Origin of the sequence: Pseudoalteromonas sp. J010 (assembly GCF_003934235.1) — a bacterium.
Taxonomy (GTDB): domain Bacteria; phylum Pseudomonadota; class Gammaproteobacteria; order Enterobacterales; family Alteromonadaceae; genus Pseudoalteromonas; species Pseudoalteromonas peptidolytica.
In genome coordinates this window covers 15,822-33,969 of the sequence record NZ_RDBW01000016.1, presented here as the reverse complement: position 1 = coordinate 33,969, position 18,148 = coordinate 15,822, and the positions used below count along the sequence as shown (strand labels likewise).

The window sequence follows — 18,148 nt, the reverse complement described above, 5'->3', positions numbered from 1 at the left end:
CCCGTGAGTATTAACATAAAAGTAGCTAGCCTCGAAGACAATGCCCAAGTGGCAAACTTGTTTGATTTATATCGTCAGTTTTATAAACAAGATAGCGATCTAGATGGTGCTGCGAGCTTTATTCATCAGCGCTTGATGAAAAAAGACTCAACTATTTTTCTCGCAACGTCAGAGGAAAGCGAACTGGGATTCCTACAGGTTTATCCAACATTTTCTTCCATTTCAATGGCTAATGTATGGCTTATTAATGATCTGTATGTATGCAGTCGTGCTCGAGGCCAGGGAGTTGCAAAACAGTTATTGCAGCAATGTGTTGAACAAGCTGAGCAACTGCAAGTGAAGTTAATTCGCATCTCAACTGAGTTTAGCAATACCGCGGCGGCGCAGCTATACGAGCAATTTGGCTTCGAAAAAGATACTCGCTTTCAACATTATAACTATTTCTTAAAAGGATAATGAGATGGATAGACAAGAAACGTTACATCAGCTTATTAGCGCTGCTTTTCTAGCGCCAACGTCTTTCAACTTGCAGCATTTTAGGTTTATTGATGTGCAAGACAAAGATAAGCAACAAACACTACTTAGTGCAGCTGGTAACTGGGCTGATGAAGGTGAACCTGAGTTTGTTATTGCACTTTGTGGTGATAACAACAGTTGGCAAGAGGCAGCGAATTTTGCCAAGCACGTAAGTGATGAATTTGTCGAAATGTCGCAGCAAAAAGCCACTATGGTTTATAGCAGCAACGAAGTAACACGACGTGATGAAGTTAACCGCACCAATGGCTTTGCATTTACCAACATGTTGGTGAAAGCACATCAATTGGGGTTAGGTTCTCGTGTACTTGAGATAGACAGTCCATCTTCAGTCACTGATTTATTGAATATATCTGATGCCTATTCGCTGTCGGCGGTGGTGGTGTTTGACAAAGCATTAGCCAAGCCACTACTTAAATGCCAACCGGATTTAAACCTAATCTCTGAAGATGGATTTTAATTATGAATATGTTTTCTAACGAAAGACTGGCTGTTGCCATGCGTGAGCGCCGCGCAATCAAGCACTTTGAACCAAGCTTTGTTATTCCTGAAGGTGATAGAAAGCACATCCTTTCATTCGCTACGGAGTTAGACCTTGGCTTTAATATGCCACCACTTAGGATCTGTCGTGTATCAGACATGGCATTAAGAGAGCAAATTAAAGAAGTCGGCTTTCAGCAGCCACAACACACCGGTGCAAGTGAGCTATGGGTTGTGTGTATTGATACTAAAGCGCTTTCAACTAAAGAAGCAGAGCACGCAAGAACGCAAGCGATGTTTTATGGTGCTGCATATTCACAAGCCTTGATGCTTGGCGCAGCTAGCTTAGGTTATGACTCATGCCCAATGATAGGTTTCCAGTTTGGCCCTGTTGGTGAGTTGATCTCGCTGCCAGAGTCTTACGTGCTGTGTAACTTTGTGGTGATGGGTAAGCGCAAAAAAGCCCCGCTTACACGCGGCTCAAAACTCGCTATCGAAGATGTTTTATTTACTGATGAATTAGTGTAAGGCGGCAGTAAGATGGCTTTATCCTCGTTAAGTTTTCCAGTTTCAGCTGAACTACAACCAGTAGCTAGTACAGGTTTTGTGGCCGCATTGGCGCAAATATTACAACGTGTACTAAAAGTAGAACAGTTGGCGATTACACTAGATGAGTGTTATCGGTTGATAGCGCTCAATGCAGAAAGTGAACGTCGCGATATTGAGCTGCAACTTAACGAGGTATTTACGGATCAAAACTGCTTTTCTCAGTTAACGATTGAGCCGCGGACAGCTGAGCATGGTGGTGCGACAGCACAGTTAGTTTTGGCGCTAGGCGACGGGAAAATCAACATTACATTTGATGACTCGATTTATCCAGAAGCGCTACTTAGCACCATACTTGAAAGCGCCTTAACCCAGTTAATGGACGCTCAAACAAGAGCCACGGCTGCGCTACATATACAGCGTCAACATTTTTCGGGTACCGAAGCGGCATGCTTAGCTGATATTAATCAGCAGTTTCTGCATATAGTTGATCAATATCCAGCGCGACAAGCCATTACTGATGGTGATATTTGCCTCACTTATCGAGAGCTAGCGCAACAAGTAAGCATACTTGCATCTCGCTTGGCTAGCCTTTCAGTGCAAGGTAAACGAGTTGCAGTGGTATTGCCTCGCGGCCATAAAACCGTTATTTCAATGCTTGCAATTAGCTTTGTTGGGGCAACGTATGTCCCGATAGAGACGTTAAACCCAGTTTCTTATATTTGCGAGCAGATCAATCATATTGCAGCGGCGGTGGTTATCTGTGATAAAACTGATGATAGTTATCAAGACTTACCAAATAGCCATCATTGGGACTCACTGATTGCCTCAGCTGGTACAGAGTTTGTTCCAGAGGTGATGCACCCAGACAGGGAATTTACGGTGTTGTTCACCTCTGGATCAACCGGTAAATCTAAAGCAGTGGTTCATGCAGAGCGCTCTTTTTTAGCCCGATTTGATTGGCAATGGCAAGTCTCGCCAATTACCGCTGAGGATGTTGTCGGACAAAGAACCAATGTTGGCTTTGGGCCACACATTTGGGAAATCTTAGGAGCTATCTTAAAGGGTGCGCACCTGGTTATCTTGACTGATGCTATTGTGGCAAATCCAAAGCAGTTAATTAGTTATATTCAGCAATATGAAATAACTCGGCTTGCTCTAGTGCCTTCGATAGCGAAATTGTTGGTTGAGACCAAAGGGGTGCAAGCAAATTGTCGCTCTTTACAAGTTTGCTCGTTAGCGGGTGAAGAATTTGGCATGCAGTTAGTTGAAAAACTAAGGAACACATTTGTAGGTTGTCAGATATTTAATGACTTCGGCTCTACTGAGTGTAATTGCATGTTCTTCCATCCAATCAGCAATGAAGTCACCTTGGGTAGACCTTCTAGTGCCGCATCGTTAACTATCATCAATGATGCTGGTGAGCCTTGTTTACCATTTGAAGCCGGCATGCTGCATGTAAATGGAAAGACGTTGGCCAAAGGGTATGTCAACGAGCAAGGAGAAATTACCGAGCTGCCACAATCACAATATGGGTATGTCACAGGAGACAATGTTTTTTTTGACGAAAAAGGCTATTTGTACTCTCAAGGACGCAAGAATAATGTGGTTAAAGTGCGGGGAATGCGTGTCGACATCGTGAATGTCGAACAGCAATTACAAACACTATTAGATATAGACAAGCTCAAGTTAGTCGCTCGCAAAAAGTCAGATGGTGAAACCCAGCTGATCGCTTTTTACCAGTCTTCGCATCTTGCTGTTGAATTGCTACGACGTTGTAAAGATAAATTACCAGTGCATTACTGTCCGGCATTTTTCTTTTCAGTCAGCTCTTTTCCGCGTTTACCAAACGGCAAGTTAGATCGAATGCAGCTGTTGAAGAAGTTACAAACGCACGCTGACCATAACCAAAGTACAGCCAAAGATAAGCTTATCAAGATGCTTGCCGATATTACGGAGCTGCCGTTATCAAGTCTTGATATTGAAGCTTATTCACTGGTTGAACTAGGCGTGGATTCATTAGGACTAGTGAAAGTCGCGCATGCTATAGAATCGGTGTTCTCGCGCTCTGTTTCTTTGGCGCAGGTGGCTGCAATTACTCGCTTTTCTGAGCTAGTGGAGTTAGCGCAAGGGCGCTTTGTCACACCAACACAGAAATTAGTACATCAAGATGTAGATCATTTATTGACTTACTTTACGACGTTGCAGCCACAGTCTAACCCCGCAGGTAACAGTGTATTGCTCACCGGTGCTAGTGGGTTTATCGGGGCATTTATGCTAGCCGAATTAACTAAGCATCATATCGTTTATTGCCCGGTTAGAGCGCAAAACTCACAGCATGCACAAGCCAAAGTTCAGCAAAATCTACAAAAATATGGTTTATCGGTTGAAGTACCTGAAAACCTTCGCGTAGTGGCTGGTGATATTACCAAACCCAACTTTGCCTTATCAAAAGTACACTTTGAGCAACTCATTGACGAGGTTGGCACTGTGTATCACTTAGCGGCAAATGTGAACCATGTACAAAGTTATGCAAACTTACGTATTGAAGTGCTGCAAACATGGGAAAACTTACTGCCATTTATCAACCGTGCTGGTAGTCAGTTTCATTTTTTCTCCTCAATTGCGGTATGTAAATTAATTGATGGGCATTGGCGTGATGAGGCTGTGCCTGAAAACCCAGACTCGATAGCTTCTGGCTACGGTCAAAGTAAGTGGCTCGCAGAGCAGTTACTTACAAGCTGCCAAGCTGCAGCATCCATCAACATTTATCGACTTGGTGAAATAGGTGGCTGTCGAACGACAGGGCAAGGCCGAAGCGACGACTTTGTACACAATTTATTGGCTGTGATGTCGGCTATTCCTTTTTACCCAGCAGAATTGGCGGAGTCGACTCTGGTGGTGGATGTGTTGCCTGTGGATTGGTTGGTGCAATTTACTCAGCTGGCGATGGCGCAACAAAAAGTGACCTTGTTTAATTTGCAAAACCCAAGCCCTACGCCACTTAGTCGCGTATTGGACGATTTGGGATGTAAACCATCAACAGAGGTGAGTTGGCAACAATGGCTAACAGAAATTCACCAATGCGTAATCGACAACGCCGATAGTTTACTAAATGTTTTACCTTTTTATACCACACCTAACGATCCTAGTTGGCTCAATTACTTTTCATCTTTGGAAATGGACTGTAGTGCAATGACGCAGATCTTAGGTGATCGTCTAGGAACACCTGAGATCGCTCAATTGCAGTGGCGCGCGTATGCGCAAAATTGGCGTAAACACGGATTAGATTTTAACAAAAACAAAGGAGCACAGTTCTAATGAACGGAGCAGACAATACCATAGTGATTCTGGGTGGGGGGCTTGCAGGATCAACATTAGCTAAACAGCTGATCATGATGTATCCCAACTTAGATATTAAGATCTTAGAGTTTAACTCTTACCCAGTACCACTGGCTAAATTTAAAGTTGGTGAGTCAACTGTAGATATGGCAGGGCACTATCTTAGAAATGTATTGCAACTTGAAGCACATTTAGAACAAGAGCAATTACCTAAATATGGGTTACGGTTTTTCTTACCTGATGGTGACAATACGGATATTACCACTCGCGTAGAAGTTGGTAATGGTCAGCGTCCCGTATCCAAAAGCTACCAGCTAGATCGCGGTAAATTTGAAAACTTTATGCATGCGACGTTGCTTGAGCAAGGCGTTGATTTTATTGACTCTGCAAAAGTGGTCAACATTGCTATCAATGAATCATCTCACCGTGTCACCTATGTTAAGGACAGTGGTTCAGAACATACGATAGAGGCTCGTTGGGTGTTAGACGCAAGTGGTGGTGCGCGATTACTGCAAAAAACACTTAACCTTGAAGCGGTGCATACCAAAAGTCACCACTCAGCATGGTTTAGGGTTGCTGGCAAAGTGGAGATCAACGATCTATCCACCGATCCACAATGGTTAGCACGAGTTCCTGAAGTTGCTCGTCAATTATGTACTAACCACCTGATTGGCAAAGGTTACTGGGTGTGGATCATTCCACTATCAGGAGATAACACCAGTATTGGTGTAGTGGTTGACCCTGAGTACCACGATGTTGAACAGCTTAAGACATTAGAGTCTACGCACGCTTGGTTAAGTCAGCACGAGCCACAACTGGCAGCGCTATTACAAGCTAAACAGTTTGAGGTTATGGATTACAAAGCGATGGGCAACTTTACTTATCGTTGTGAATCATTGTTTAGTCCAAATCGCTGGGCGTTGACCGGTATTTGTGGTTCGTTCACAGATCCATTCTATTCACCAGGCACTGACTTTATTGCCATTGCAAACACACTGATTTGTAAATTGGTTGGTGAAGATCTTGCTGGAAACGATCTTAAAGCGCCATGTATGGCTTCCGAGCAGATGTACTTTGCTGGCTACGACTCATTAATCAGCACAGTAGAGAATCAATACGGCATCTTTGCACATAATTTGGCAACCAGCTGTAAGCTGCTGTGGGATGGCACATTAGCGTGGTCAGGCGCAGGCTTGATGTTTTGTAATGACCGATTTACAGATGCAAAAATTGCCATGGAAGTATCAGATGAACTGATGCTAATGAGCAAGCTGCATACCACAATGCAGCAAGTATTCCGTCGCTGGAGTACCTCAATTCCTGACCGCGAGCTGCGCAAGGACATTATTGTCGACCAGCTAGATAATTTTGGCCAACGAGCACAAAGAGCGTTAGTGCAAGATTATTCAGACGAAGCGTTAGTGGCGCAGGTCAAACAGAACTTCAATACGTTGTGCACATTGGCTGTCGCAATGTTCAAACTAGTAGAAGATAAACCCGTTACAGATTCAGAAGTGGCTTTATTGGTATCCGGTTACCGTCATGAGCCTGAGGTAGAGACTGAGCTGAACAATTTACTTTTCAATCATTAATATTAAATAATAAAACTTGGAGTATATCATGCAAGGAACAGTAACTAGCGTATCAAAAGCTCGAGTTGGTGAGCGTTTTGAAGAACTAGTCTCAAAACATCCACTGTGGCAAAACCCACTTCTAGTGGCATGTTCTAAGAACGAATTAAGTCTTAAAGACTATGGCTACTTAATTGCTCAACACTTTTACTATTCAAGAGGGTTTACACGACTATTGTCAGCCCTAATGATGCAGTGTGATGATGATAAGTTCAGAGCTGAGCTTTCTCATAACTTATGGGAAGAAGCTGGCGAAGAAAATATGGAAGAGCGCCATTCAAATTTACTACGTAAAATGATGAATGATGTTTTTGATATTGCAAATCCAGACGGAACCGATTTTAAAACCTACACCGTGACGTATTTTGACGAGTGCCTACGTTTTCTTAAAAACACGAATAGCATCGGTGCTGCGGCATTCCTTGGTTGGGGTACTGAAGGGGTTGTTGCCAATATTTATGAATATTGGTTCGAAGGCCTAAAAGGTTTAGGTGTAGAAGAAGAAGCGCTACGTTATCTAAGTCTACACATGGAGTGTGATGATGAGCACGCAGAAGTTATCGAAAATATCGCACTATCACAGTGCAATGATGATGTGTCTTCACATGCACAAGAGATTGAGGCAGCGATCAACAAAGCGCTCGATTTACGTGACGAGTATTTCCGCGCAATCTACCAAGATATTACGACAGCGAAGATTGAACCGCTAGTATCGGCTATTTGTGGTAAGCAACCGTACTATAAAGTTGAAGATGTGCCTTCGTTTAGTAGCTCATTAACGCAAAATAGCGGTGTGAAGTTATATAGCAACCAACAACAAGATGATGGCATTAACTTTGAAGTAAGCCGTTTTAATATTGGTTGTGAAGTGATGGACCCAAGGTTACTTGAGATCCCTGAAGGCTGTCGCAACGAGTGTCATAAGCATGCTCACGAATCAATGTTCTATGTTGTATCAGGCGAGGGTCGAGTGCATATTGCTGATGAGCATATTGAAGTGTCAGCAGGTCAACTTGTTTACGTACCACGCTGGGTTGATCACTATAGTGAAAACACCGGAGAGGGTAAACTGACTATTCTTGCAATCACCGACTTTGGTTTGACTAAACACTTTCCAAATAACACTGACTTTAGCTATAGAAAAAAGCAGCAAGAACAAGTTGCTTAATCATTCCAAGTTCTGGTTAGTTAGGCTCAGAGTCAAGGCTGCTTGCACTCTGAGCTACTCATCCTTTCGTTTTTTGACTATTTATTACAGTTTACTTGCAGTTTTTTCAACTTCTCACTCACTCAAGTACATATATAACGTTGCACGTTGTTTTGTAGGTTGTTGATTATTATTGGTTTTTTATTTTTCTCTTCACATTCTCATGACTTTTTTTAGCGTGCAATTAAGGTTGCATCTGATGCAATCATAGTTTGACGTATTTTGTATTTTAATCATTGTTAAACTAGTTAATAATGTGTTTTAAGGAATGTTCATAATGTTACAACAAGGTTGCATTTCGCTATTTTATCTTATGGTTTTCTCTATTTTATTGAGTATTTTAAAACACTCAGTAGGTGGTAAATAGCAGCGTAAAACCCCGTGTAATAACTAATACCAACAGTTCTTTATAAGGCAAAAAACGAAATAACAAAGTAAGGAGATGTTTTTGTTATTACTTTTTTACCTTTCTCGTCACACAAAGAAAGTTGGAGCCATGGTGCACTGGGTGGGCAATACCATTGCAGTAAATGATTAATGAGCGTTTTCCTGTAGTAAGTTGCGTCGGATGTTCATAAAGAGGGGAAGTATGGATAAGTATAATAAAGTACTAAACGGGGTCGGAGCTGAAAATCTAATTATTGATAGAGATGAAGACTTCAAAGCCTGCATCTTAGCTAAAAATGAAGAGCTTGCGAGTATTATTCAAGGTGAAACGGGAACAGGTAAAGAAGAGTTTGCTAAATTAGTTCATCGCAAACGTATTTATCTGCAAGGGGAAGAGGTTCCTTTCGTTTCTGTTAACTGTGCAAACTTTAATAACGAATTATCGTTATCGCTTTTATTTGGTCATGTGAAAGGTGCCTTCTCAGGGGCTGAAAAGAGCACTGATGGCTTTATCGCAGAAGCAAACGGTGGGATTTTATTTTTAGACGAGATCCACACCTTGTCTATCGAGACCCAGCAAAAATTACTGCGGGTACTCAATGATGGTTCTTATAGCCGTCTAGGAGATACCAAAACGCTCTACTCTAAATTCCAAGTTATCGCTGCGACGACTAAAGACTTGGATGAAGAAGTTGAAAAGGGCACTTTTTTAATGGATTTAAGGTTTCGGTTACTGGGCATCGAGTTAACCATGAAGCCACTGCGTGAACGCAAAGACGATATTCCTAAACTGATTGATGTTTTCCTTAAAAATAAGGACATTATGCTCAGTCCTGCACAATATACTGAGTTAGTCAGCTTATGTAAGAAGTATTATTGGCAAGGCAACATTAGACAGCTTTTTGGGGTTTTGAACGCCTGGATTGCGATGTGTGATGGTAAAGTGAATATTGCTTATTTTCCACAATATAACAACATGCTAAAACCATCAGCAGTGTCTAAAAGTGACAAAGGTGGGTATGGCAAAGTCATGTCGGTATTAGAGCGTGCTATTAGCCTAGATATCTCCTTTTCCGAAGCAATAGAAGAAGTTGAATGCTTCATTATCGAAGAAGCAATGGGTCTCAATCCCAGCGTTTCTGACGTTTATCAAGGTTTACAGCTAAGTAGAAATAATTTTTACGTAAAAAGACGAAAGTACGGCTTAACGTAATAAAAGACCAATCAGCCTTAATACTTGCTCAATTTGAAGGAGTAAATCTGACGCTAACTGCGTGCTCGAAAAGATTTTCTCGCCTCAAAATAGACCACTTACTTAAGACAATTGGTATAAATCACTTTCTGAGGTGGCAGACCGTTACGCCGCCTCTGCACTTCTTTATAACCGCTGCTCTTTGGCTTAAATACGCGCTATCACTTTTACCAAATTCGTTTTAAGGCTGCTGTATCTTTGCAGTCCGTGCTACACTCCTGCCGTTTGTAATTTGGCCGTCGTGATTTGCCCATCATCGTACTGAGTGAGTTTTACTCATTATCTCGATGTACAAAGTCGATGCTCAAATTTAAGAGCCTGATATTCGTATAATGAACGCTAACCCATTTTGTCTAATGCTTGCTCAACTTGAGGGCGTAAAATAGTCGCTAATGATGTAAAAAGTTGCTTATTTGGCATAACCAAATAGTCAAACTTTTGCTGTGTTATCGATAAAATTGTCTTACCTCAAAATAGAGCAGTTAATGAGGCAAATTGGCATAAGCTATGGTGTGGAGTAAAGCTTATATGCTGTTAATGATCGATAACTACGATTCTTTTACGTACAACTTAGTACAGTACTTTCAACGTTTGAATATTGAAGTATTGGTTAAGCGTAATGATGAACTTAGCATCGCTCAAATTAAGCAGCTTCGACCAAAGTATCTAGTGTTGTCTCCAGGACCTTGTACGCCGAATGAAGCAGGTATATCACTGCAAGTAGTGGAACAGCTTCAGGGCAGTTTGCCTATTCTGGGGATCTGTTTAGGTCATCAGACAATTGCGCAAGCGCTAGGAGGTAAGGTGCGCCGTGCCAGACAAGTCATGCACGGTAAAACTTCTCTTGTATATCACAATAATAAAGGGGCATTTAACGGGCTTCCTTCGCCTTATGAAGTCTGCCGATACCATTCACTTATTGTAGAAAAAAACGCCTTGCCAGCAACGCTTGAGGTGAGCGCATGGACACAGTCCTCAGAAGGTAAGTTTGATGAAATTATGGGAGTTGTCGCACCAGATAGGGCGCTTGAGGGAATACAATTTCATCCTGAAGCAATCTTGACCGAGCATGGGTTAGCATTACTTGATAACTTCCTAAAACGCTTCTAAAGTTTAAACAAAACCAGCTCTGTTTTGTAATTGTGCAAACAATCTGCACGCTTGAGGTCGTGTGGGTATAATACCAATTTGACTTAATACTTGCTCAATTTGAAGGAGTAAATCTGACGCTAACAGCGTTAAAAATTTCTTATTTAGAACAACTAAATAGCAAAATTTTTGCCTTGTTATCGACAAGATTTTCTCGCCTCAAAATAGACCACTTAATTAAGAAAATTGGTATAAGCTTGGAGATGATGTTTCTGTCAGTGCTTTAAGATACGCACAATAAAACTTTAATATTGCCTTTAGTGGTATAATATCGAACAATACGACTATCTGTTGAGTGCTAAACTCATTGTTTCCTTTAGATAAGTAGCATGCATGACGCAAGAAAATAAGCAAATTAGAATGGCACAAGCGCTTTCTGAGCGCGCCCATGACCTTCTTATCAGCCTTAACTTTGCCCAAAAGCAAATCGGCTATATCCATACTTTTGATATTAGTTATGGAGAAAATATTGCCCAGCGTACCATGCTTGAGGTGGAGATTGCTGCGGCTGCAAAACGACAGGAAAGCAGTACGACTCATCATAAATACATAGCTAAAGCAAGTAAGCACTTACATTCAGTTATTGAAGAGGCAATTGCAAAACAATTACATGATCTTGATACCATTTACCATGAAGTGGTTGGCATTCAAGATTCGGTTCCTGCCATTTTTGATATTTTGGCCGTGCGCTCAGCGTCAGTAGGACGGTTAGAACCACTCGTAAATGACCTCAGTTGGTTAGGGCGAGAGCTTGTATCTTTGGTGAATTTGCCGCAGTATCGCAAGAAAAATAGCAAAGGCACATCGATTAAAGTCGATACCCCTGCGTTGGCACTGAGGTATTTGGGCTTAGAAAACCTGCAAATGGTGATCCCGACGATGGCGGTGAGGCATTGGATGCCCCATGCAACAGAGCCGTTTGGTTTAATGAAGCGCAAAATGCGGGAGCTAAGTATGAGCACTGCAATTGCAGCAAAGGAGCTTGCCCCATTTTTTGGTGTTAAAGAACAACATGCTTTCACCTTGGGAATGTTGCTTGAGCTGGGCAAAATTGCGTTAGTCAGACTGTATTTACGTACTTTTGAAAGAGTATGGCAAGCCAAAGTACAGATCGCCCGTGATAAAAAGCAAAAAGATCTACATACCGCGCTAATGGAGCTATCTCCAGATCCCCTATTTTTGCGTAACTTGCTGTTAGAACACTCCGCAGATATATCTCGAAAACTAATAGAGAAAATGGAGCTGCGTTACCTTCCCTTCAATGCGGTAATGGAAGAGTATTCGCAAACTTATTTACCAAAATCGCATAAAAAAATAGCGGATCCGTTACCACTGACACAAGTGATGCAAAAAGCCTATGGCTATGCTCAAATGCTTGTTTTAAAAGACAGTCAGTTGATAGAAGATGACGAAGCTGAGAGTTTACTCAGTCACCTAGAACTCACTGAAGAAATGCGTCAGCAATTGGCAAAATGTGCATTCCATAACCTTCAGTTGACGATTTTGTAAAAAAAAACGGAATTTTTTTTGCGACTATTCATTCAGAACCTAACCTTTAATGATCAGTGCAAGGCTGCATCACGCTTGCTTTGCCCTGAATATCAGCCCTAAATAGTTATTCACTTGAGTTGAGAATATATGTTAAACCCTTGAATGCAAAGGGCTGGGAACATGCTATAAGTGAGACAAATGGCGCTTTTTCTGAAATAATGAGCGTATGRATTTTGTGCCATCAAGGGGCGGGTCAAAATACATAGCACCTAATTGGTGTGAATAAATATCCTATCAAGCGGTGGCAATACGCCAACCTTCAAACGGAATGACTCCTTGTTTGCACTTTCACTCACCAAATATGAGGAAATAAAATGACTATCAATCGTGAATTGTTTGACGACGTAATGGTACCTAACTACGCACCTTCTGCTGTGATCCCAGTAAAAGGCGAGGGCTCTCGCGTGTGGGATCAGGAAGGTCGTGAATACATCGACTTTGCTGGTGGTATCGCAGTTAACTGTTTAGGTCATTGTCACCCAGCTTTGGTGGGCGCATTAAAAGAGCAAGGCGAAAAAATCTGGCATTTGTCTAATGTAATGACTAATGAGCCTGCACTACGTCTTGCAAAAAAGCTTACCGATGCAACATTTGCAGAAAAGGTCTACTTCGCCAACTCTGGCGCAGAAGCGAACGAAGCGGCACTAAAACTTGCGCGCCGTTGGGCACTTGACAAGTTCGGTGCTGAAAAATCGCAAATCATTTCATTTAATCAAGGTTTCCACGGCCGTACATTCTTTACGGTTACTGTGGGTGGTCAAGCTGCGTATTCGGATGGTTTTGGTCCAAAGCCTGGCGATGTAGTTCACACAAACTACAACGACTTAGCAGCGTTTGAAGCGCTTATCTCTGACAATACTTGTGCAGTGATGATGGAACCGCTACAAGGTGAAGGTGGCATTATTTCACCAACCGCTGAGTTTGTTAAAGGTGTGCGTGAACTATGTGATAAACACAACGCGCTACTTATTTTTGACGAAGTACAAACTGGTGTTGGTCGTACAGGTGAACTTTACGCATACCAAGGTTTAGGAGTAACGCCAGACATTCTAACCACAGCTAAAGCACTAGGTGGTGGCTTCCCTATCGGGGCAATGATCACGACCACTGAAATTGCTGCACACCTAAAAGTAGGTACTCACGGTTCAACATACGGTGGTAACCCATTAGCTTGTGCGGTTGCTGAAGCTGCATTTGATACCGTTAACACAACAGAAGTGCTTGACGGTGTAAAAGCAAAAGAACAGCTTTTCCGTGAATTACTTAATGACATCAACGAAAAGTACAACGTATTTAGTGAAGTACGTGGTAAAGGTCTATTGCTTGGTGGCGTAGTTACTGAAAAGTATCAAGGCAAAGCAAAAGAGTTCTTGGTTGAAGGTATCAAACAAGGTGTGATGTCACTTGTGGCTGGTGCAAACGTGGTACGTTTTACTCCATCTTTAGTTATTCCTGATGCTGACATTCGCGAAGGAATGGCACGCTTTGAAAAAGCGGTTGCTGCGGTAGTTGCTAACAACGCCTAATACTGATTGCAAGGTCACCTTTTGGTGGCCTTGTTGTTATCCACATTTTTGAGGAGTAAGCGGGCTCATGATGATCCTTCGCCCAATCCAAGAAAGCGATTATCCAGCGCTTTTAAACATTGCTCATGAATCAGGCCACGGTTTTACCTCTTTGCCTGTTAACGAAGAGCTATTACAGAAGAAGATTGCACGTTCAGTTGCTTCATTTGGTAAGCAAGCAGACAAGCCTTTTGATGAAGGGTATTTATTTGTATTAGAAGATACAGAAACTGGCGAGGTGGTTGGTACCAGTGGTATCGAAGCTGCGGTTGGTTTGGATGATGCGTTTTATCATTACCATCTGAGCAAAGTGATCCACTCTTCTCGCACGCTCAATGTTTACAAAGCAGTGGATATTTTAACGCTATGTAATGATTACACTGGCGCAACGGAACTATGCACGCTGTTCTTAAAGGATGGTTATCGTAAGGGAAGCAACGGCAAACTCTTATCTCGCTCTCGCTTTATGTTTATTAATCAACATCGTGCGCGCTTTGCCGAAACCGTGATTGCAGAAATGCGCGGCGTGTCGAATGAACAAGGTGAAAGTCCATTTTGGCAGTGGCTTGAAGAGCATTTCTTCTCTATGGACTTCCCAACTGCTGATTACCTCACGGGTATTGGCCAAAAGGTCTTTATTGCAGAGCTAATGCCAAAATACCCAATCTACGTCAATCTGCTCAGTGAAGAAGCACAAGCGGTGATTGGTGAGGTACATGACAATACACGCCCTGCGATTGAGCTATTAAAGAGTGAAGGCTTCACCTTTAACGGTTACGTTGATATTTTTGACGCAGGCCCTACTGTTGAAGCCAAAGTGAGCAATATTCGCACGGTACGCAATAGCGAAAAGCGCACAGTGAAAATAGGCGATAGTCAAGGTGGATTCCCTGTTATGGTCGCAAATGATAAACTTGTGGACTATCGCGCAGCGGTCATAGAGTTAACTTTGTCTGATGACAATGAGATAACGCTTGCTCCACATGTTGCTGCGGCGCTAAAAGTAGAAGAAGGCGATCAAGTAAGCCTAGTGAAGATTTAAGATTGGGAACAGATTATGACAACACATGCAGCACAACTAATTAACGGTGAGTGGATTGCAGGACAAGGCGAAAGCTTTAGCTCTGTAAACCCAGCAAACAACGACGTAATTTGGACAGCAAACGCAGCAACAGCAGCGCAAGTTGATAGCGCAGTAAAAGCAGCACGTGAAGCTTTCTATTCATGGAGCGACATGAGCTTTGCAGCGCGCTTAGAAATTGTTAAGCGTTTTGCTGAAGTACTAAAAGAAAATAGCGAAGAGTTGGCCATCGCAATTGCTAAAGAAACAGGCAAACCACTTTGGGAAACTCGCACCGAAGCGGGCGCTATGGTAGGTAAAATCACAATTTCTGAGAAAGCTTATCAAGAGCGTACTGGCGTGGTTGAAAATCCAATGCCTGTTGGTCGTGCAGTTATTCGTCATAAAGCGCACGGCGTGGTTGCGGTGTTTGGCCCATATAACTTCCCAGGCCATCTACCTAATGGTCACATTGTACCTGCGCTACTGGCTGGTAACACGGTTATTTTCAAGCCGTCTGAACTCACACCATACGTTGCTGAGTTAACACTTAAGTACTGGCAACAAGCGGGTCTTCCTGCGGGCGTGATTAACTTAGTTCAAGGTGAAGTTGAAACTGGTAAGGCACTTGCGTCACATGCTGGTATCGACGGCTTATTCTTTACTGGTTCTTCTCGTACTGGTCATTTATTACATGAGCAATATGCAGGCCAACCAGGTAAGATCTTAGCGCTTGAAATGGGTGGCAATAACCCACTCATCGTAAAAGACGTAGCGGATACCAAAGCGGCAGTGCATGACATTATTCAATCTGCGTTTATCTCAAGTGGTCAACGTTGTACTTGTGCTCGTAAGCTATTCCTTCCGGCAGGTGAGCAAGGTGACATCATCCTTGAGCAACTGATCAAAGCGACTAAAGCGATTAAGGTTGGCAACTTTGATGATGCAGAACAACCATTTATGGGTTCAATGATCTCAAATGCAGCTGCAGCCGGTATGGTAAAAGCACAGCAACAGCTTGTTGAGTTAGGTGGTGAGTCGCTTATAGAGCTTACGCACACAGAAGGCACAGGCTTTGTGACGCCAGGTATCATCGAATGTACTAACATTGCAGACTTCCCTGATGAAGAACACTTTGGCCCGTTATTAAAAGTATTCCGCTACACAGACTTTGACGCGGCAATTGAAAAAGCAAATGAAACAAGCTTTGGTCTTTCAGCGGGTCTACTCGGTGACAACGAAGCGGATTACGACCGCTTCTTACGCCGTATTCGCGCTGGTATTGTTAACTGGAACCGTCCAATCACAGGTGCGTCAAGCGCTGCGCCATTTGGTGGTATTGGTGCTTCAGGTAACCACCGTGCAAGTGCTTATTATGCAGCAGATTACTGTGCATACCCAGTTGCTTCAGTAGAATTAGAGAAGGTAACATTACCTGCGAGCTTGAGCCCAGGTTTATCTTTAGATTAAAATAGCACTATCAATTTTATTGATAAAAAAGCAGCTTCGGCTGCTTTTTTGTGTCTAGTTGTCTACAAAAGTAGCAATCGAAAAAACTTTCTGCTTAAATCAATAGGAGATGTCTTTGATAGGTTCAGGTGAGCAAAGTATGGTTTTAGATAAACAAGGATATGATGATTTAGTCATGTATTTGACGCAAAATTTAGCCTTGTTTGAGAAGTCCGGGACGGTAGAGCCTGGTGCTCCAACAGTCTTGGAATTGATCGAAGATGTGATTGCTGAAAACGTTATCCGTATTTGCGAGCAACACAGTGAGCTTTCTACAGAGCAGCGTAGCATGATTGTGCGCGAGGTAGATGGCATTGTGTATGACTTGCAAGAGGTACTGTCGAGCGTTGTTGATAGACGTGTCACCGTAGAGCAAAAAGAGTTTATTGAGGAATTTGCCGGCTTGGTGAAAAACCTGTTTGACTCAGCGGTATAGGTTGGCACAATTATCGTTAATAGAGCCACACTACACTGTAAAGTGCAAAGTGGAATATAAAATACACCGCCTCGTGGCGGTGTTATTGCTTTTATAAAGGATAACTATGTTAGCTTGCGTTAAATGGGTTGAAGGCGATACCTTCATTGGGCGCTCAGCGTCAGGGCACAACGTGGTATTTGATACCGGCGCCGACAGTGCCGCACCAAGCCCAATGGAAATGGTGTTGATGTCAGCTGGCTGCTGCTCGTCGGTTGATGTGGTCAGTATTTTACAAAAAGCGCGTCAGGATGTTACTGACGTCGAGGTAAAGCTTACCGCAGAGCGCGCTCCAAGTGCGCCACGGGTTTTTACAAAAATTAATTTACACTTTGTGGTAACGGGACGAAATGTCTCTGAAAAACACCTAGCAAGAGCCATTAGTTTGTCAGCTGAAAAGTACTGCTCCGTGGCTTTAATGCTTGAAAAAGCAGTAGAAATTACGCATAGCCATGAAGTGATTGAAATTGACGCGAAATAACGCTTTTTCATGGCGTTATTTTCGTATAAAATCCGCGAACTTTTGTTTCTGCAACGCAGATTTTTTGTATTAAGGTGGGTCTATCGTGAACAAGCCCTTTGATAAAATTAAACTCCATGGCTTTAACAACTTAACTAAGAGTTTAAGCTTTAGCATTTACGATATTTGCTACGCCAAGACCGAGCAGCAACGTAAAGAGTATCTAGAATATATTGATGAGCAATACAGTGCTGATCGTTTGACGGATATTCTCAAAGACGTGACAGATATTATTGGTGCAAACGTATTAAATATTGCACGTCAAGATTATGAGCCACAAGGGGCAAGTGTGACGATCCTAGTATCAGAAGAGCCTGTTGAACAACAGACTTTTGATAGCAACGAAGCACCAGGTCCATTACCTGATTCGGTGGTTGCACACTTAGATAAGAGCCACATTTGTGTGCATACTTATCCTGAAGCACACCCTCATGATGGCATTTGTACGTTCCGAGCAGATATTGAAGTATCAACGTGCGGTATTATTTCACCACTTAAAGCACTGAACTTCTTGATTCACTCGCTAGAGTCAGACGTAGTAACAATCGATTACCGCGTACGTGGTTTTACTCGTGACGTAAATGGCGTGAAGCACTATATTGACCACGCTATTCACTCTATCCAGAATTACATGACGGAAGACACTAAAGATGCCTACCACATGGTAGATGTAAACGTGTATCAAGAGAACTTATTCCACACTAAGATGATGCTTAAGGAAACAGATTTAAATGCGTATCTGTTTGGATTAAGCACCGATGATTTAGACCAAGACGAAGAAGAAGAAATTCGCCAAAAGCTAAATCGTGAAATTCAGGAAGTGTTCTACGGTCGTAATTTACCTGAGACGGAATAATCCGTAGTATCAGGATAAGTAACAGTAAAAGGCGCCAAGGCGCCTTTTTTAATGTCTGAAATTCCTTGTTAAGTCATCATATAA

Annotated in this window: 15 protein-coding genes; all 15 read left to right on the top strand. The window is 42.5% G+C overall.

Annotated elements, in window-relative coordinates; all coding sequences use genetic code 11:
- The first annotated feature begins 3 nt into the window (after positions 1-3).
- Positions 4-456, top strand: coding sequence for a GNAT family N-acetyltransferase (locus tag EAG18_RS10165; RefSeq protein ID WP_206644516.1), 453 nt, complete (start codon positions 4-6; stop codon positions 454-456).
- A 4-nt stretch (positions 457-460) separates the two neighbouring features.
- The gene (locus tag EAG18_RS10160) at positions 461-994 is read left to right on the top strand and encodes a nitroreductase family protein (protein WP_125252273.1); all 534 of its coding nucleotides are present in this window, start codon (positions 461-463) and stop codon (positions 992-994) included.
- A 2-nt stretch (positions 995-996) separates the two neighbouring features.
- Complete coding sequence (locus EAG18_RS10155; RefSeq protein WP_125252272.1) at positions 997-1,542, top strand: nitroreductase family protein; 546 nt, start codon at positions 997-999, stop codon at positions 1,540-1,542.
- 12 nt (positions 1,543-1,554) lie between these two features.
- Positions 1,555-4,881, top strand: coding sequence for an AMP-binding protein (locus EAG18_RS10150; RefSeq protein ID WP_125252271.1), 3,327 nt, complete (start codon positions 1,555-1,557; stop codon positions 4,879-4,881).
- Positions 4,881-6,494, top strand: coding sequence for a tryptophan 7-halogenase (locus EAG18_RS10145; protein WP_125252270.1), 1,614 nt, complete (start codon positions 4,881-4,883; stop codon positions 6,492-6,494). The genes EAG18_RS10150 and EAG18_RS10145 overlap by 1 nt, the downstream gene beginning before the upstream one ends.
- A 28-nt stretch (positions 6,495-6,522) precedes the next feature.
- Positions 6,523-7,701: an iron-containing redox enzyme family protein gene (locus EAG18_RS10140; RefSeq protein WP_125252269.1), complete on the top strand. Its 1,179-nt coding sequence runs from the start codon at positions 6,523-6,525 to the stop codon at positions 7,699-7,701.
- A gap of 628 nt (positions 7,702-8,329) precedes the next feature.
- Positions 8,330-9,340 carry a sigma 54-interacting transcriptional regulator gene (locus EAG18_RS10135; RefSeq protein WP_161972763.1) on the top strand — a complete coding sequence of 337 codons (1,011 nt, stop codon included), beginning with the start codon at positions 8,330-8,332 and terminating at the stop codon, positions 9,338-9,340.
- A 567-nt stretch (positions 9,341-9,907) separates the two neighbouring features.
- A complete protein-coding gene (locus EAG18_RS10130; protein WP_125252267.1) occupies positions 9,908-10,489 on the top strand; it encodes an aminodeoxychorismate/anthranilate synthase component II in 582 nt (193 codons plus the stop codon).
- Between the two features lie 372 nt (positions 10,490-10,861).
- Entirely contained in the window at positions 10,862-12,037 is a 1,176-nt protein-coding gene (locus EAG18_RS10120) for an HDOD domain-containing protein (protein WP_125252265.1), read from the top strand.
- Positions 12,038-12,393: 356 nt separating this feature from the next.
- Positions 12,394-13,605, top strand: coding sequence for an aspartate aminotransferase family protein (locus tag EAG18_RS10115; protein WP_125252264.1), 1,212 nt, complete (start codon positions 12,394-12,396; stop codon positions 13,603-13,605).
- Between the two features lie 67 nt (positions 13,606-13,672).
- On the top strand, positions 13,673-14,686 hold the full coding sequence (gene astA / locus EAG18_RS10110; protein ID WP_125252263.1) for an arginine N-succinyltransferase: 1,014 nt from the start codon (positions 13,673-13,675) through the stop codon (positions 14,684-14,686).
- Between the two features lie 15 nt (positions 14,687-14,701).
- Positions 14,702-16,174, top strand: coding sequence for a succinylglutamate-semialdehyde dehydrogenase (gene astD / locus EAG18_RS10105; RefSeq protein WP_125252262.1), 1,473 nt, complete (start codon positions 14,702-14,704; stop codon positions 16,172-16,174).
- 139 nt (positions 16,175-16,313) lie between these two features.
- A complete protein-coding gene (locus tag EAG18_RS10100; protein ID WP_185745584.1) occupies positions 16,314-16,649 on the top strand; it encodes a DUF3802 family protein in 336 nt (111 codons plus the stop codon).
- 106 nt (positions 16,650-16,755) lie between these two features.
- Positions 16,756-17,169 carry an OsmC family protein gene (locus EAG18_RS10095; RefSeq protein WP_125252260.1) on the top strand — a complete coding sequence of 138 codons (414 nt, stop codon included), beginning with the start codon at positions 16,756-16,758 and terminating at the stop codon, positions 17,167-17,169.
- 85 nt (positions 17,170-17,254) lie between these two features.
- Positions 17,255-18,064 carry an adenosylmethionine decarboxylase gene (speD, locus tag EAG18_RS10090; RefSeq protein ID WP_125252259.1) on the top strand — a complete coding sequence of 270 codons (810 nt, stop codon included), beginning with the start codon at positions 17,255-17,257 and terminating at the stop codon, positions 18,062-18,064.
- Positions 18,065-18,148: the final 84 nt, after the last annotated feature.

What these genes read in the sequence shown, in the direction of transcription:
- EAG18_RS10160 (WP_125252273.1), top strand. Translation starts at nt 461, where the DNA reads ATGGATAGACAAGAAACGTTACATCAGCTTATTAGCGCTGCTTTTCTA.
- EAG18_RS10155 (WP_125252272.1), top strand. Translation starts at nt 997, where the DNA reads ATGAATATGTTTTCTAACGAAAGACTGGCTGTTGCCATGCGTGAGCGC.
- EAG18_RS10150 (WP_125252271.1), top strand. Translation starts at nt 1,555, where the DNA reads ATGGCTTTATCCTCGTTAAGTTTTCCAGTTTCAGCTGAACTACAACCA.
- EAG18_RS10145 (WP_125252270.1), top strand. Translation starts at nt 4,881, where the DNA reads ATGAACGGAGCAGACAATACCATAGTGATTCTGGGTGGGGGGCTTGCA.
- EAG18_RS10140 (WP_125252269.1), top strand. Translation starts at nt 6,523, where the DNA reads ATGCAAGGAACAGTAACTAGCGTATCAAAAGCTCGAGTTGGTGAGCGT.
- EAG18_RS10135 (WP_161972763.1), top strand. Translation starts at nt 8,330, where the DNA reads ATGGATAAGTATAATAAAGTACTAAACGGGGTCGGAGCTGAAAATCTA.
- EAG18_RS10130 (WP_125252267.1), top strand. Translation starts at nt 9,908, where the DNA reads ATGCTGTTAATGATCGATAACTACGATTCTTTTACGTACAACTTAGTA.
- EAG18_RS10120 (WP_125252265.1), top strand. Translation starts at nt 10,862, where the DNA reads ATGACGCAAGAAAATAAGCAAATTAGAATGGCACAAGCGCTTTCTGAG.
- EAG18_RS10115 (WP_125252264.1), top strand. Translation starts at nt 12,394, where the DNA reads ATGACTATCAATCGTGAATTGTTTGACGACGTAATGGTACCTAACTAC.
- astA (WP_125252263.1), top strand. Translation starts at nt 13,673, where the DNA reads ATGATGATCCTTCGCCCAATCCAAGAAAGCGATTATCCAGCGCTTTTA.
- astD (WP_125252262.1), top strand. Translation starts at nt 14,702, where the DNA reads ATGACAACACATGCAGCACAACTAATTAACGGTGAGTGGATTGCAGGA.
- EAG18_RS10100 (WP_185745584.1), top strand. Translation starts at nt 16,314, where the DNA reads ATGGTTTTAGATAAACAAGGATATGATGATTTAGTCATGTATTTGACG.
- EAG18_RS10095 (WP_125252260.1), top strand. Translation starts at nt 16,756, where the DNA reads ATGTTAGCTTGCGTTAAATGGGTTGAAGGCGATACCTTCATTGGGCGC.